This is a genomic window from Thermoplasmatales archaeon, assembly GCA_026127925.1.
Classification (GTDB): domain Archaea; phylum Thermoplasmatota; class Thermoplasmata; order Thermoplasmatales; family Thermoplasmataceae; genus JAKAYB01.
In genome coordinates this window covers 246,857-260,414 of record JAJSLM010000002.1, presented here as the reverse complement: position 1 = coordinate 260,414, position 13,558 = coordinate 246,857, and the positions used below count along the sequence as shown (strand labels likewise).

The following is a 13,558-nucleotide window of genomic DNA, read 5'->3' as shown; positions in this document are numbered from 1 at the left end:
CGCACTTGTTAAAGAGGGTCTCGATAAAGCATCCGAGATGTTCGAGAGATGGTATCCCTCACTGTACAATTACAGAGCGTACAGTGAATCGTACCAGAATAGGCTGAGAACAACAAACGTGCTGGAGAGACTTAACCTGGAATTCAAGAGGAGAACGAAAAAGATAGGGGCATTTCCGTCGGAACAGTCTCTTCTGAGACTTGTTGTGACAATAATGATGGACGTAAATGAAGAGTGGGTAACGGGGAGAAGATATATTAATATGGAGGAGGATTAGGGAATGTATAGGATCTTTTCGAAATTACAGCAAATCATGTACACTATCAAAATGAACTGACGCAAATGATGTACACGATGAAACCTGGTAAGAATTAGAAATAGAAAAGGGATTAAAATATTCGTTTTAAAAAAAGGTATTTAGGTTTTCATTATTTCCTTTATAGTAAGTTTGCTGGGTGGGCACCGAACAGTGGCATTGGGAAGTAATCATACCCTGATGTAATTAGACCATTGTTGTTATATGGTTCATCGTGCCTGAAGTGGAAATGATAATTCCACCAGAAGTTCCCCAAGTACCCCATGTCCCAGCTGTCCGTATAATTAACGGCAGAACCGCTGTATATGCTGTAGTTCGGGCTAATCGCAGCGGAATAGACGTCAAAAGCGTTAAAGAATATAGTGTTATTATTGCTGTAAAGCATCAACCCGACAGGATTCATATTAGAGCTTGCGAAATTAGTTGAAACATCGATTACACTGTAGCTTGTTGTATTAAGCATTGGATCTTGGTAGAATACGTTTCCATAAACCATATTGTTTCCAGACATAGATGACATGTCGTAGATTAACATCGAACTATCCATTGTATAGAAAGTGTTCCAAGATACTACAACATTCTGAGAATTCCAGAGCAGGAGATTAGCGACAGGAAATTCTGTCTGCTCAAAGGAAAACCACCCTGTAATGAAATTGTTACTGACCTGTACGTTACTAGATGAATAAATAACTATTCCCAGAACATTACTACCTGGTAAGCCGGCTTTGGGACAATATTATTCTGGACTCCCATGATAATTTCGCTTTCGGAGGTTTCTATGACTTTTCCGACATAGTATTCTGCTCTATACCCTGACAGGTATGAGATGATCCTGTCAAGATCGGATTCTCGTATTATTATCACTCCCCTAATGAATTTCCTGAAGTGGATCTCTTCCGTTATTCCCTTTCTATGGAACTTGTATCTCCCATTCCATGACATTGAATCCTGTCCGTACAGGCCTCTTACAAATTTGTTGAGCGTATTCGTATTAGTTCCCTTTGGAAGCCTAAAGGCTACGATGTATGGCATTATTATGTATAGTAGATATCCATAATGTATTTAAACCTGTTTGTGATAGTGTTGCATGACAATGAGGAATTCCGAAGACCTTAGAGATCTCGTTAAGTGCGTTAGGAAATATGACGGTAAGTACTCCTTAAGTGTTCTTCAATAATAAATGAGAATACTTGAGAAAAACCTTTGAAAGCATAAGATAACATTCTGGAATTCTTAAACATCCCATCAGGGTCTAATTTCTCAAAAAAGCTAAATAAAGCATGAATATGTGGGGGGTATGGATTGCTCTCTACGTGTTGTAACTAAAGACAAAGATTCGATAACAGTCGAAATGCTGAATTATGATAATACGATTTTAAGGCCTTTTATGGATGAGCTCCTACATGACGAACAGGTTGAGGAAGCCAGATACTACATAAAACATCCCCGGATTGATAATCCGCAGATCTTTGTCAAAGTGAACACCGGAAAACCTCAGGCAGCAGTGAAGAGGTCAATAAAACGTTTAAGTAAAGTTTTTGAAAATATGGAAGTAGATCTCAAGAAGGAAATTAAGAAGACAAAAGAAGTCAACTAATGCAGAATAGGTTTCTGATAGAGTTAAGTCAGGAATTACCAGTTGCATCTTATTATGAGTTATTGAGTATATGCGATGATTCTGGCTGCTTTTTTGAATACGGATCGGATAGTTTTGCAGTAGTATCTGGAGAAGTGAAAAACGTTGAGCAAGCTGCTTTCGTGAGAAGAATTTCACTGATCATTTCTGATGCTGCCAAGCTTGAGGATATTTCCGATATCGAATTGCCAGATGGAACTTTTTTTGTAAGGTTCATGGACAGCTCTAATTGCCATGATTCCAGGATGGAATCACAGATAGGAGAAATGCTGCATGGAAAGGGGAGAGTGAAATTCAAGAATCCAGATTATATAATAAGAGCATACCACTGGCACAGATGGTACATCTGTCGAGAGATTTATTCAAATGATCCTAAAGAGTTTCAAAAGAGACGTGCCCCGCTGAGGCCTTTCTTCTCTCCAGTTTCAATAGACCCCAAATATGCAAGATTTATGGTAAACATTTCCGCAACAAAAAACGGGAATACCGTCCTTGATCCGTTTTGTGGTACAGGCGGGATTTTAATAGAGGCCCATATGTTGGGTCGTAAAATCATCGGGGTTGACCAATCTCTGGAGATGGTAACGGGATCAAGGCTTAATCTTAAGTTTCTTGGGATAAGGGATTATGAGATCATAAATTCAGATTTTCTTACTTTGCAAAATGATAAAGAGATTGACGCAATAATAACCGATCTACCCTATGGACATAGTTCCCCTACATTTGGAAATGAGATAGATCAGTTATACGAAAAAGCCTTCGAAGCTTTCTCAAAGATTCTCGGGAAAAATAAACGATGTATCGTGATCATGTCAGACCCGTCATTATTGAAATACTCGAAGAATAACTTTGTAACATTAGCGGTTATAGGGAAGAGGGTTCATAAATCCCTGACGAGATATTTTTGTTGCCTCTACAGGAAATGAAGTAATCAGTTTATATATTGTTTTAAATTACGTGTTCGGATGTTAGACCCTGTGAATCATGATATAACCAGACCAATAGAAGAGGAAATGATCTTAAACAAGAAAAGGATATCCGCCAAAGATCGCGCGATGGTTCAGAAACTAAAAAAAGAGCTTGAAGAGACCAAATGGTCTCTGAAGGAGTACAAGGATCTCTATATCAGGCAACTGGCAGAGATGGAGAATTACGAAAAGGCAAAGGAACGAGAGATAGCTCAGATAACAAAGAATGCAGGCAAAGATATAATAAAAAACCTTTTACCGTTGCTTGATACGATAGATGCAGCAATGCTAAAATCCGAAAATGGCCACGAACTCACTGTTGTGAGAGATCAGCTAATAAAGATCCTCGGTACATACGGTTTCTCTCCCATCGATGCTAAAGGAAAAAAATTTGATCCATATTTGCACGAAGTAGTCGCTGTAGTTCAGAGCGACCAGGACGGAATGATAGTCGACGAAGTGCAGAAGGGTTACAAAATAAACAATGAGGTTATAAGAACTTCGAAAGTAGTAGTAGGAAAGAAAGGTGAATAATAATGGCAAAGATAATAGGAATAGATTTAGGAACTAGCAATTCGGCTGCAGCTGTAGTTATTTCAGGAAAACCAACGGTGATTCCAAGCTCTGAAGGTGTCTCTTTGGGCGGGAAGGCATTCCCAAGTTACGTTGCCTTCACAAAAGAAGGCGATTTGCTTGTAGGAGAACCTGCCAAAAGGCAAGCACTGTTGAATCCTGAGGGAACAGTTTTTGCAGCTAAAAGAAAAATGGGTACCGACTTTAAGTACAAGATTTATGGCAAAGAGTACACACCCCAACAGATATCTGCGTTCATTCTCCAGAAGATAAAGAGGGATGCTGAAGCTTTCCTTGGCGATACTGTGAGTGAGGCCGTAATAACTGTCCCGGCGTACTTCAATGACAACCAAAGGCAGGCGACAAAGGACGCAGGCGTAATTGCGGGTTTAAACGTAAAGAGGATAATCAACGAACCTACAGCCGCTTCCCTTGCATACGGTCTAGACAAACTTAACCAGTCTATGAAGATCCTTGTTTTCGACCTGGGAGGTGGAACCCTGGATGTAACCATTATGGATTTTGGAGAAGGTTTGTTTGAGGTTGTATCGACTTCAGGGGATACGGCCCTAGGCGGGACTGATATGGATGAAGCCATAATAAAATTCCTGGTTGATGATTTCAAAGCAAAGGAAGGAGTCGACCTATCAAAGGATCAGAACGCATACATAAGGCTCAAAGATGCCGCCGAAAAGGCAAAGATTGAGCTTTCATCCACACTGACTTCAGAGATCGATTTACCATACATAACCGCCACACAAACCGGACCGAAACATCTCAAGTACACACTGACAAGAGCTAAGCTTGAAGAGCTTATTGCACCGATAGTACAGAAGTGCAAGACGCCGCTAGACAAGGCCATAGAAGAGGGAAAGCTCACAAAAGCGGACATAAATAAGATTATCCTTGTGGGAGGCCCGACAAGGATGCCTATGGTGAAGAAATTCATAGAAGATTACTTTGGCAAGAAAGCTGAGGGAGGCGTTGATCCTATGGAGTGTGTGGCTATAGGCGCTGCTATACAGGGTGCCGTTTTATCTGGGGATATAAAGGATATCATACTTCTTGATGTGACGCCATTGACTCTAGGCATAGAAACACTTGGTGGCGTTGCAACGCCCATAATACCTGCAAATACAACGATTCCAACAAAAAAATCACAGATATTTACAACTGCTGCTGATATGCAGACAGCAGTAACCATACACATAGTTCAAGGAGAACGCGCGATGGCTGCCGACAATGTTTCCCTTGGAATGTTTAATCTCGTGGGTTTACCGCCGGCACCGAGGGGAATTCCCCAGATAGAGGTTACTTTTGACATTGACGTTAATGGCATTCTTAACGTCTCAGCAGTGGACAAGGGCACGGGAAAGAGCCAGAGCATCACTTTGACCGCATCAAATAAACTCTCGAAGGAAGAGATCGAGAAAATGAAGAAAGCTTCTCAGGAGTTCGCGGAGCAGGACAAGAAAAAGAAGGAAGAAATCGAGAAACTTAACACTGCAGAAACGCTCGCATACACAGTGGAAAAGACTGTTAACGATGCAGGGGACAAAATAGATGAAGGCACAAAGAAGGATGTGCTTGAAAAAGTGAAGGAAATGAGGTCTGCAATCTCTGAGAAGGATCTGCAAAAGGTCGATACTCTTTCACAGGAACTTTCAAAGAAAATACAGGAAATTGGAGCGAAAATGTACCAGCAACCAGGTGGGCCAAACACAACAAACGAGGCACATGAAGGAACACAGCAGGAGCAAAACGAAACAACGCAAGATGAACAGCCTGGAAAAAATGAAGACGAAAAAGTGGTAGACGCAGATTATACTGAGAAGAAATAAGTGGAGCGATAGATAGGTTTGGCCAAGGATTACTACGAAGTGCTTGGCGTCAGCAAAACTGCCAGCCAGGAAGAAATAAAAAAAGCTTTTCGTACACTCGCAAAGAAATACCATCCAGATGCAAATCCGGAAAATAAGGAACAGGCAGCAGAAAGGTTCAAAGAGATCAGCGAAGCGTACGAGGTGCTCTCGGATGAAAACAAGAGAAAGATGTACGATCAAACCGGCAGAGTTGATTTCGGTGCCGGTAGATCAGATTTCACCTGGCAGGATTTTTCACACTATGACGATTTCAGTGATCTAAGAGATGTATTTAACAGAATATTTGGCGGTAACTTTGGCTTTAGCGGTTCAAACGACTTTTTTTCAGGGATGCAAAACTCCGGCCCAAATCTTGATCTAATCACTTCTATAGACATTGGACTTGAAGAAGCATATTACGGATCAACACGCGTTATAAAATATCAGAGAAATGCGCCGTGCCAGGCATGCAATGGAACCGGATCCAAAGACGGAAAGATGGTTACATGCCCAACCTGCCATGGAACCGGGCAGATACGAAATGTACGGGGACAGGGTTACTTTAGAATGGTTTCCGTCTCTGTTTGCCCTACCTGCAATGGGCGCGGAACCGTACCATCCCAACCTTGTCCCGTGTGCAAGGGGAAAGGTTATGTTACAACAACAGAGAATCTCCAAATAAACATTCCTAAAGGGGCACAGGACCAGCTCAGGCTACGTCTGAAGGGAAAAGGACAATATAATAATGGCCGTTCTGGAGACTTATATGTAATTTTGAGCGTACATGAACCGTCCGGAATTCAGAGATCTGATGACAATCTTTACGTAACCCTTGACCTTTCCTTTCCGGAGGCTGCACTTGGGGTAAAGAAACAGATAAAGCTATTCAAGGAGGAGTTCGAGGTTAACATCCCTGCGGGAACACAGCCAAATGACATAGTGAGGATTAAGGGGAAGGGAATGGCGCACATGAATAGCAGTGGTTCCGGAGACTTGATGATAAGAATTAAATTGATCGTACCAAAGCATCTTAACTCCACACAAAAGCAACTGATATCACAGCTAATGGAAGAGAACACAAAAAAGCACTCATGGTTTGGAAGATAACAGAAATACAATTTATGGAAGAATTCCAGCTTTGTTTCCTTTTATGAGAATCGTATGTGGAAAGATGCGGTTTACAAAAATATTTAGTCGGTCGGGAAATATCTTATTATGACTTTCAAAAAAGTAACTATGTCCACAAAAGTTTTTGCCAATAACAATGCTATTGTCGTATGGATCTCAGGAAGGCCGGTATTGCTTTCGAAATACGTTGGAAAGTACTATGCGATGGATGCCGTATGCCGCCATATGGGTTGCGCAATATTGGATAAGGTAGAAGACAAAGAGGCCGTTTGTCCGGCTCACAAGGCCCGGTACGATATCACAACGGGAAAAAAGACTTCAGATGCAGTCATAAAACCAGAGATAAAGTGCGAATATGAGACTATTGGCGAAAGCCTTAAGATATATAACGTCAGAGAGGATGGCGATTTTCTCGAGGTAGATATGCCATAACTAGTCTAAGACACAGAATTTTTTTACGCGTTTTAAAATTACACATGTTCGCCATGTCTCCCTCAGGAAGGTTTTCAGTGATCCATGACTCCTTTGCTCCTATAAATACGGTCCAGTCCACAATTTCCGTTGTCGCATAATAAACGTTATTTTGAGTTTAACCCAGCAATGTTATATCTTGATGTTTGCCAGTTTTAGAAACCACAGAAAAGATTATATTACTAATACGTGATATTAGCTTATGAAATTTTTCATAGCTTTCGATAATTCGGACGGTGCCAAAAAGGCTCTTAAATTCGCAATGAAATTTAAGCCTATAGCAGACGAATACATAATTTGCTATATTTCTCCTTTGATAATTGGGGCCGGTCCGACCTATGGTTCATATACTCCTCCAACCGTGTTCAGCAAGAGTGATAATGCTTCACAAGAGGTACTTAACAGTGCTAAAGAACTCATAGAGACTGAAAATGTAAACGCCTCATTCCTTGGACTTGAAGCGTCTGGCGATCAGATTGCCAGGGTAATGACAAACGCTGCGATAGAAAGAGGTGCAGACGTGATAATTACTGGAACAAGGAAACTTTCGGGGCTCAGTAAGGTGTTTCTGGGCTCGATCAGTTCGGAAATAGTGAAATTGAGCACTCTTCCAGTCATGGTTATCCCGCCTGGTTAGGCAAATCTATGAATCCAGCAACATATTCAATTTTATGAAAAAATCAACTATACGGGAGTGTTCGTTCCAAATTATTCTTTATAGAAGTCGTTTACGATCCTGAAGAACTCGTCCGTTTTGTCAATGTATACTGGGTGCTTAGAGTCGGGTACAATGACCAGTTTACAGTTCTTAATCAAATTGGAATATTCCTTTCCGAGAGACGGGGGAACGACAATGTCATTTTCGCCCCATATCAATAGTACAGGAGCTTTTATATTTACGAGATTCTCCTTTTCTGGTTCAAGCCACGCCGGCGCAACTGCAACAACGCTATCGATCATATCAGGGAAAGAAAATGCAGCCTTCAGAACCATTCCCCCACCCATTGACGCACCAAGGACGTTGGCATGGTCTATGCCTACTGCGTGCATATAATCCCTCAACATTACTGGCCCGTTAGTCAGGTCTCCTCTCTTTATGCCATACTTAGTTGATGACGGAGACTGACCAAACCCTGGATAGTCAAAGGCATATACGTTCATTGAAAGCTTATAGAATTTCTCAAAGACACCGATATCCTTCCAGTTCTGTGACGTAAAAGACCAGCCATGTAACATTACCAAGTTTCTTTTGCTTTCACTACTATATGAAAAACGATGGAAAACACTTGATCCATTGATGTTTATAAACCCTTCTTTAATATCTAACGACATATATCCTTTATTTTAAACTCGTTATAAAGGATAACGAATTTTCCAGCCATGTTCATCTTTGCATAGCTTCCTTTAGGACACGCTGAGTTACAGAAACCTATGCTGATACTTATATATCATATATTTATACACATGCAATGAGAAAAAAATTATTGCTAATAGGAATAATAATACTTGTTGTTGGAATAGTTTTTGCTGCTGTTGGCGCTTTCGGCGCAGATCATTTTATATCAACTTCAACTCTAACATTGACAAAGGATTCTCAGGGAATATTTGCTTCTAAACAGATAGAAATCTCCTCCGGGAATCTCTTCACGGTTGCATCAAAATCAAATTCGACCTATCTTGTCCGTTTTGGCGATCTTTCTTTTGTAAATTCTTCAAACATTGGCAAATATGAAGTACCTCCATTGACAAAAACATCTGTTGATTCTGTAACGAGCTTTGCTTATGATAACATAAGCGGGACCTTTGCCGTAGTATCGCTGTCTTCTTCTACTTCAACCGTTACAACCGAGCTAATAACTGATACTGGAGCCATAGTAGCGATGGGCCTATTACTGATCCTTGGAATAGTTCTCGCGATAGCTGGAGTTATCATCACCATAGTAGGAGCAATATTGAAACCAAAGAATGTCAATGGAACACAGAATTACGGTTTCAACAGATAATTTCCTCGTCCAAACAAGGAGAGGAATGCTTATATTTGCATAGAAGATGACGTAGAACTTTAGGTTAGATGTTCAATGGGAAGTATAAGACCTTCAAATGTTAAGAGAATTGCGGAAGAATTGGTGGACAAAAATCAGGATCTTTTTAATGAAAATTTTGATAGCAACAAAGAGCTTCTGAAGGCATCTATGAAGGATGCCTCAAAAAAGACTGTCAATGCTGTGGCAGGTTATGTCACCAGGTATGTCATTAAAAGGAGAGTAAAGCACCAGAAAGAAGTAGAAGAAGGCTCTGTTCTGAATTAATTCTTTTCCAGTTTTTTCTCTTTTATCTATAGATTATTTTTTTGCGTTTGATTCACATTCTTATTGTTAGAGTTCAATTCTGTTAAGGTCGGTTAGCATTATATTAATTGTAACGATTAACACTTATGATTTCTAAAGACGTGTACATAGTTTCGGCCTGCCGGACACCAATAGGGAGATTCGGAAAAAGCTTGATAAACACAAGTGCACCTGTGCTCGGATCAAGGGCTGTCACTTCGGTTATAAAGGATGCTGGGGTAGAGCCCAAGGACATACAAGAAGTCATATTTGGAAATGTTATCCAGGCAGGCGTAGGGCAAAATCCGGCGGGCCAGGTTTCTTCTTTGGCTGGTCTTCCTGATAAGACGATAAAGTATACGGTCAATACCGTTTGTGCTTCAGGAATGCTGGCTATCGAAAATGCCTCTAGAGAAATCATGCTAGGGGAAAGAGACCTTATAATAGCTGGTGGAACCGAGAATATGAGCAGAACTCCACTCTTGATCCCGCCAGATATGAGATGGGGTGTTAAACAACTTTTAACCAAGAAGGTGGAAATGAATGACAGCATGTTGGTCGACGGGTTGCTCGATGCCTTTTACTATGAACATATGGGCGTTTCCGCGGATAGATCAGCAAACAAATTTGGTGTTACGAGAGAACAAGCCGATTCTTACGCCTTGAGGAGTTTCCAGCGAGCTGAAAAGGCCTGGCAAAATGGCGAATTTAGAAAAGAATCTATAGAGATGCCGGAACTGAAGACGGATGAGGGGATAAGGAAAACCAGCATGGAAGACCTTTCAAAATTGAAACCAGCGTTTACGGAGAAAGGTGTATTGACAGCGGGCAACTCTTCTCAGTTGAGTGATGGAGCTTCCGCCCTGTTAATTGCATCAAAAAGGGCGGTTAGGGAGTACGATCTGAATCCAATTGCAGAAATAACCGGTTTTACCCAGGCATCCCTGGATCCAAGAGATTTTGTCGAAGCCCCAATCCCTGCCACAAAACAACTGCTGGATCAGATCGGCAATAATATAGATTACTTCGATCTTGTAGAACACAACGAGGCTTTTTCTATCGCGTCGATCATAGTGAGAGATCAATTAGGGATAGACGAGGAGCGCTTTAATGTAAATGGCGGCGCCATCGCCATAGGGCATCCTCTTGGGAACAGCGGGTCTAGAATTATAGTTACGCTTCTCAACGCGCTGAGATCAAGGAAACTAAGAACAGGACTTGCCACAATATGCCATGGAGGTGGTGGCGGGCATTCGCTTTCACTTGAGGTGCAAGAATGAAGGTTTCAGTTATAGGTGCGGGGACAATGGGAAATGGAATAGCGCAGATGTTCGCTGAAAAAGAAAATGATGTAACACTAGTTGATACGTTTCCTGACGCCATAAATAAGGCTTTGAAAACGATGGAGTCGTCCCTGGAGAAACTTCAAAAAAAGGGCATCATTCAGGAAGATCCTAGGACCGTTCTCAATAGAATAAAGACAGAAACTACGCTTTCTGCTCTCTCCGAATCAGATGTTTACATAGAGGCCGTTCCAGAAAGACCGGAAATAAAAAAAGGCGTAATTGAGGCCATTTCCTCAGTTACCAGACCGGACTCTATAGTAGCATCCAATACATCGTCAATCTCCATAAATCTTCTTTCAGCTTACTGTAAATTCCCACAAAAGTTTGTTGGAATGCATTTTTTCAACCCTGTCCCGGTGATGAAACTCGTCGAGATCGTGAAGTGCAACAGAACTTCTGAGGAAACACTGAATAAGGTGATGAATCTGGTAACATTGCTTGATAAACAGTACGTAGTTTCAAGTGATTACCCGGGATTTATATCAAACAGGATTCTGATGCCTTTACTTAACGAGGCTATGTTGACTTTAGAACAAGGCGTATCGACAAAGGAAGACATAGACAAGACCATGAAGTTGGGAATGAATCACCCAATGGGACCGCTTGAACTTGCGGATTTTATTGGCTTAGACGTAACAAGAGATATAATGGAGGTACTGTATCGCGAATTCGGGGATCACAGATACAAACCGCCCATCATACTTCGGAACCTTGTTAATTCTGGTAAGCTCGGGAGAAAGTCTGGTGAAGGATTTTATAAGTATTGAGGTGCAGAATATGTATAAATATATAAAGATAGAAGATAAAGAAAAAGTAAGAATAATTACTATAGCTACAGGCTCGGCGCTGAATCCGCTCAGCATTGATATCCTCAATGAAATAAAGAATGGTATCGAGTCTTCAGAAGAGAGAGTCATAGTACTTACTGGCTCAGAGAAAGCTTTCTCTGCTGGGGCAAACGTGAAGGATTTCAAAGGACTTACGCCTGCCGAAGCGTTTGAATTTGCAAGGAAGGGACACGAGGTCATGGACTACATCGCGTCGTACAGCATGCCGGTAATAGCCGCCATACACGGCTTCGCGCTCGGTGGGGGTTTTGAACTTACCCTCGCCTGTGACATAAGGATAGCAAAGCCCGGAACAGTTCTGGGGTTGCCTGAGATCACTCTTGGCATACTCCCTGGATTTGGCGGAACGCAAAGATTAAAAACACTCATCGGTGAGGGGAGAGCTTTTGACATGATTGCAAACGGTAAGAGAATTGATGCCCATGAGGCACTTGTCCTGGGCGTAGTAAATGAGGTCTCAGAAGACTACCTTGCACGCGCAAAGGAATATGCAAGAGATCTCGCAGAAAAGCCTCGTTTGCCTCTCCAATTAATAAAGCAGCTTCTGCGAACAAAGTCAGGGAATGGGTTTAAAGAGGAACAGGAAGCATTTGGAAAAGTTTTTGAAAGCCTGGACAGCAAGGAAGGTGTGGATGCGTTTCTTGAAAAGAGGAAACCATTATTTACCGGAACAAAAAGATGACCACGTGTCACTATTTCTGCTACTTCGATAGGGTGTGGGACGCAATTATTTTTTACCCTTTTCCTGAACAGTTCCAGGATTTTTTGTGATTATCACATAAACCCTTCTTCCTATGTATCTTCTGGGAATATCTGCCTTCCCTGAAGTACCTATTGGCGTCACTGTTCTCTCCAGAAACCCTTCTATCTCGTCCTCATTCAAGATAAGATTACCGTTATTCAATTCCAGTCTTCTCACCATGTATATGGATATCTATAGATAACTATTTAACCTTTCGTTGCATGAACATCCATGCCAAGGATCATGTCCGATGATATTCAATACAAACTGGAGGAGATCAACAGCACACTGGGAAAGAAATATAAGCTTGAACATCCCAAAAAGGAGAGGGACTGGAGAACATATGAACCTGAATTCTCCACCAGGATCAAAACAGCAATGAAGGATCTTGATCCCCTTATACAGGAAGCTGTATCTTCAATAAAGATCATTCCCAGGCCAGGTCACCCGCATCTCCTCACCCTGGAACAGAGAGTGAAGCTGATCCTGGTCAAGCAGCTTGTGGGTGAATCAAATAGGATGTTTGCGAACATGCTTGCTGTTTTCTCTATGCTTTCCGGAATAGATATATCATACAAAACAGTTGAAAGATTATACTCTGATGATGAGGTCATTATTGCAATTCACAACCTTCATGCGCTGATATTAAAAAGGAAGGATGTAATGAATTCGGACGCAACAGGTGATGGTACCGGTTATTCTCTAACCGTAAAGAAGAATTATGAATCGTATGCACAGAAACTGAAGGACATGGCAAAGGAGAATCCAGAACATGGTAAAGATACAAAGAAATCTAAAATTCATAAGAAACGGTTGTTCGCGTATTCCTTTGCACTGATGGATCTGCGATCCCGGCTCTACATAGCCTTCGGTTCTTCAATGAAATCTGAAAGAGAGGCATATGACAGGGCGATGGATTTTCTCGCAATTATGCGAATACACATGGATTCCATCCGTCTGGACAGGTATTATTCATCACCTTCATACATGGACAAGCTTGGCGGAACTAAAGTTTTTGTAATACCCAAGAAGAATGCGACACTCAATGGATCACAGAAATGGAAGGATACCATGAGGGATTTTGTCGAAAATACAATGCCATATCTGGAACAGTACCATCAGAGAAGCAATTCAGAATCAGGATTCGCAGCAGACAAGAAGATGCTTGGCTGGAATGTTGCACAGAGGAGGGATGACAGGATAGATAACGCTTTATTCTGCACCGGCGTGTGGCATAATCTGTTCAATATGGGTAGGTCTTAGAATAGCGTCCCACACTCACTTCGATAAAAATCATTATATATTATAATGCGGTAACTACCTGACAAGTGTCGGACAAGT

At 41.5% G+C, this 13,558-nt stretch carries 18 protein-coding genes; 14 read left to right on the top strand and 4 right to left on the bottom strand.

The annotated features are described in order from the left end of the window. On the top strand, positions 1-277 hold a 277-nt coding region (locus LVQ96_03520; GenBank protein ID MCW6170220.1), incomplete at its 5' end, for a transposase. 160 nt (positions 278-437) lie between these two features. Here the strand turns inward: LVQ96_03520 and LVQ96_03515 are convergent. Then, the gene (locus LVQ96_03515; GenBank protein ID MCW6170219.1) at positions 438-863 is read right to left on the bottom strand and encodes a hypothetical protein; all 426 of its coding nucleotides are present in this window, start codon (positions 861-863) and stop codon (positions 438-440) included. Positions 864-1,006: 143 nt separating this feature from the next. Then, positions 1,007-1,348, bottom strand: a complete 342-nt coding sequence (locus LVQ96_03510; GenBank protein ID MCW6170218.1) for a hypothetical protein — start codon at positions 1,346-1,348, stop codon at positions 1,007-1,009. Positions 1,349-1,613: 265 nt separating this feature from the next. Between LVQ96_03510 and LVQ96_03505 the strand changes: the two genes are divergently transcribed. The 7 genes from LVQ96_03505 (at position 1,614) to LVQ96_03475 (ending at position 7,591) form a co-directional block, all read left to right on the top strand. Next, positions 1,614-1,913, top strand: coding sequence for a DNA-directed RNA polymerase subunit L (locus tag LVQ96_03505; protein ID MCW6170217.1), 300 nt, complete (start codon positions 1,614-1,616; stop codon positions 1,911-1,913). After that, positions 1,913-2,878 carry a methyltransferase domain-containing protein gene (locus tag LVQ96_03500; protein MCW6170216.1) on the top strand — a complete coding sequence of 322 codons (966 nt, stop codon included), beginning with the start codon at positions 1,913-1,915 and terminating at the stop codon, positions 2,876-2,878. The genes LVQ96_03505 and LVQ96_03500 overlap by 1 nt, the downstream gene beginning before the upstream one ends. A gap of 129 nt (positions 2,879-3,007) precedes the next feature. Next, on the top strand, positions 3,008-3,454 hold the full coding sequence (locus tag LVQ96_03495; GenBank protein MCW6170215.1) for a nucleotide exchange factor GrpE: 447 nt from the start codon (positions 3,008-3,010) through the stop codon (positions 3,452-3,454). Positions 3,455-3,456: 2 nt separating this feature from the next. Next, positions 3,457-5,334, top strand: a complete 1,878-nt coding sequence (dnaK, locus tag LVQ96_03490) for a molecular chaperone DnaK (protein ID MCW6170214.1) — start codon at positions 3,457-3,459, stop codon at positions 5,332-5,334. A gap of 18 nt (positions 5,335-5,352) precedes the next feature. Then, positions 5,353-6,462, top strand: coding sequence for a molecular chaperone DnaJ (dnaJ, locus tag LVQ96_03485; GenBank protein ID MCW6170213.1), 1,110 nt, complete (start codon positions 5,353-5,355; stop codon positions 6,460-6,462). Positions 6,463-6,570: 108 nt separating this feature from the next. Beyond that, the gene (locus LVQ96_03480) at positions 6,571-6,915 is read left to right on the top strand and encodes a Rieske (2Fe-2S) protein (protein ID MCW6170212.1); all 345 of its coding nucleotides are present in this window, start codon (positions 6,571-6,573) and stop codon (positions 6,913-6,915) included. Between the two features lie 241 nt (positions 6,916-7,156). Further along, a complete protein-coding gene (locus LVQ96_03475) occupies positions 7,157-7,591 on the top strand; it encodes a universal stress protein (protein MCW6170211.1) in 435 nt (144 codons plus the stop codon). Positions 7,592-7,662: 71 nt separating this feature from the next. Here the strand turns inward: LVQ96_03475 and LVQ96_03470 are convergent, their stop codons facing one another. Continuing rightward, positions 7,663-8,286, bottom strand: a complete 624-nt coding sequence (locus LVQ96_03470; protein MCW6170210.1) for an alpha/beta hydrolase — start codon at positions 8,284-8,286, stop codon at positions 7,663-7,665. 137 nt (positions 8,287-8,423) lie between these two features. Between LVQ96_03470 and LVQ96_03465 the strand changes: the two genes are divergently transcribed. From LVQ96_03465 to LVQ96_03445, 5 genes are all read left to right on the top strand, one after another. Continuing rightward, on the top strand, positions 8,424-8,957 hold the full coding sequence (locus tag LVQ96_03465) for a hypothetical protein (protein MCW6170209.1): 534 nt from the start codon (positions 8,424-8,426) through the stop codon (positions 8,955-8,957). A gap of 75 nt (positions 8,958-9,032) precedes the next feature. After that, positions 9,033-9,263, top strand: a complete 231-nt coding sequence (locus LVQ96_03460) for a 30S ribosomal protein S17e (GenBank protein ID MCW6170208.1) — start codon at positions 9,033-9,035, stop codon at positions 9,261-9,263. A 125-nt stretch (positions 9,264-9,388) separates the two neighbouring features. Then, on the top strand, positions 9,389-10,561 hold the full coding sequence (locus LVQ96_03455) for an acetyl-CoA C-acetyltransferase (GenBank protein ID MCW6170207.1): 1,173 nt from the start codon (positions 9,389-9,391) through the stop codon (positions 10,559-10,561). Beyond that, positions 10,558-11,394, top strand: a complete 837-nt coding sequence (locus LVQ96_03450; protein MCW6170206.1) for a 3-hydroxyacyl-CoA dehydrogenase family protein — start codon at positions 10,558-10,560, stop codon at positions 11,392-11,394. The genes LVQ96_03455 and LVQ96_03450 overlap by 4 nt, the downstream gene beginning before the upstream one ends. 10 nt (positions 11,395-11,404) lie before the next feature. Continuing rightward, entirely contained in the window at positions 11,405-12,157 is a 753-nt protein-coding gene (locus LVQ96_03445; GenBank protein MCW6170205.1) for an enoyl-CoA hydratase-related protein, read from the top strand. A 45-nt stretch (positions 12,158-12,202) separates the two neighbouring features. Here LVQ96_03445 and LVQ96_03440 read toward each other — a convergent pair whose 3' ends face one another. Beyond that, a complete protein-coding gene (locus tag LVQ96_03440) occupies positions 12,203-12,397 on the bottom strand; it encodes a DUF2080 family transposase-associated protein (protein ID MCW6170204.1) in 195 nt (64 codons plus the stop codon). Between the two features lie 51 nt (positions 12,398-12,448). On the opposite strand from LVQ96_03440, the gene LVQ96_03435 reads away from it, so the two are divergent. Continuing rightward, on the top strand, positions 12,449-13,480 hold the full coding sequence (locus LVQ96_03435) for an ISNCY family transposase (GenBank protein ID MCW6170203.1): 1,032 nt from the start codon (positions 12,449-12,451) through the stop codon (positions 13,478-13,480). Positions 13,481-13,558: the final 78 nt, after the last annotated feature.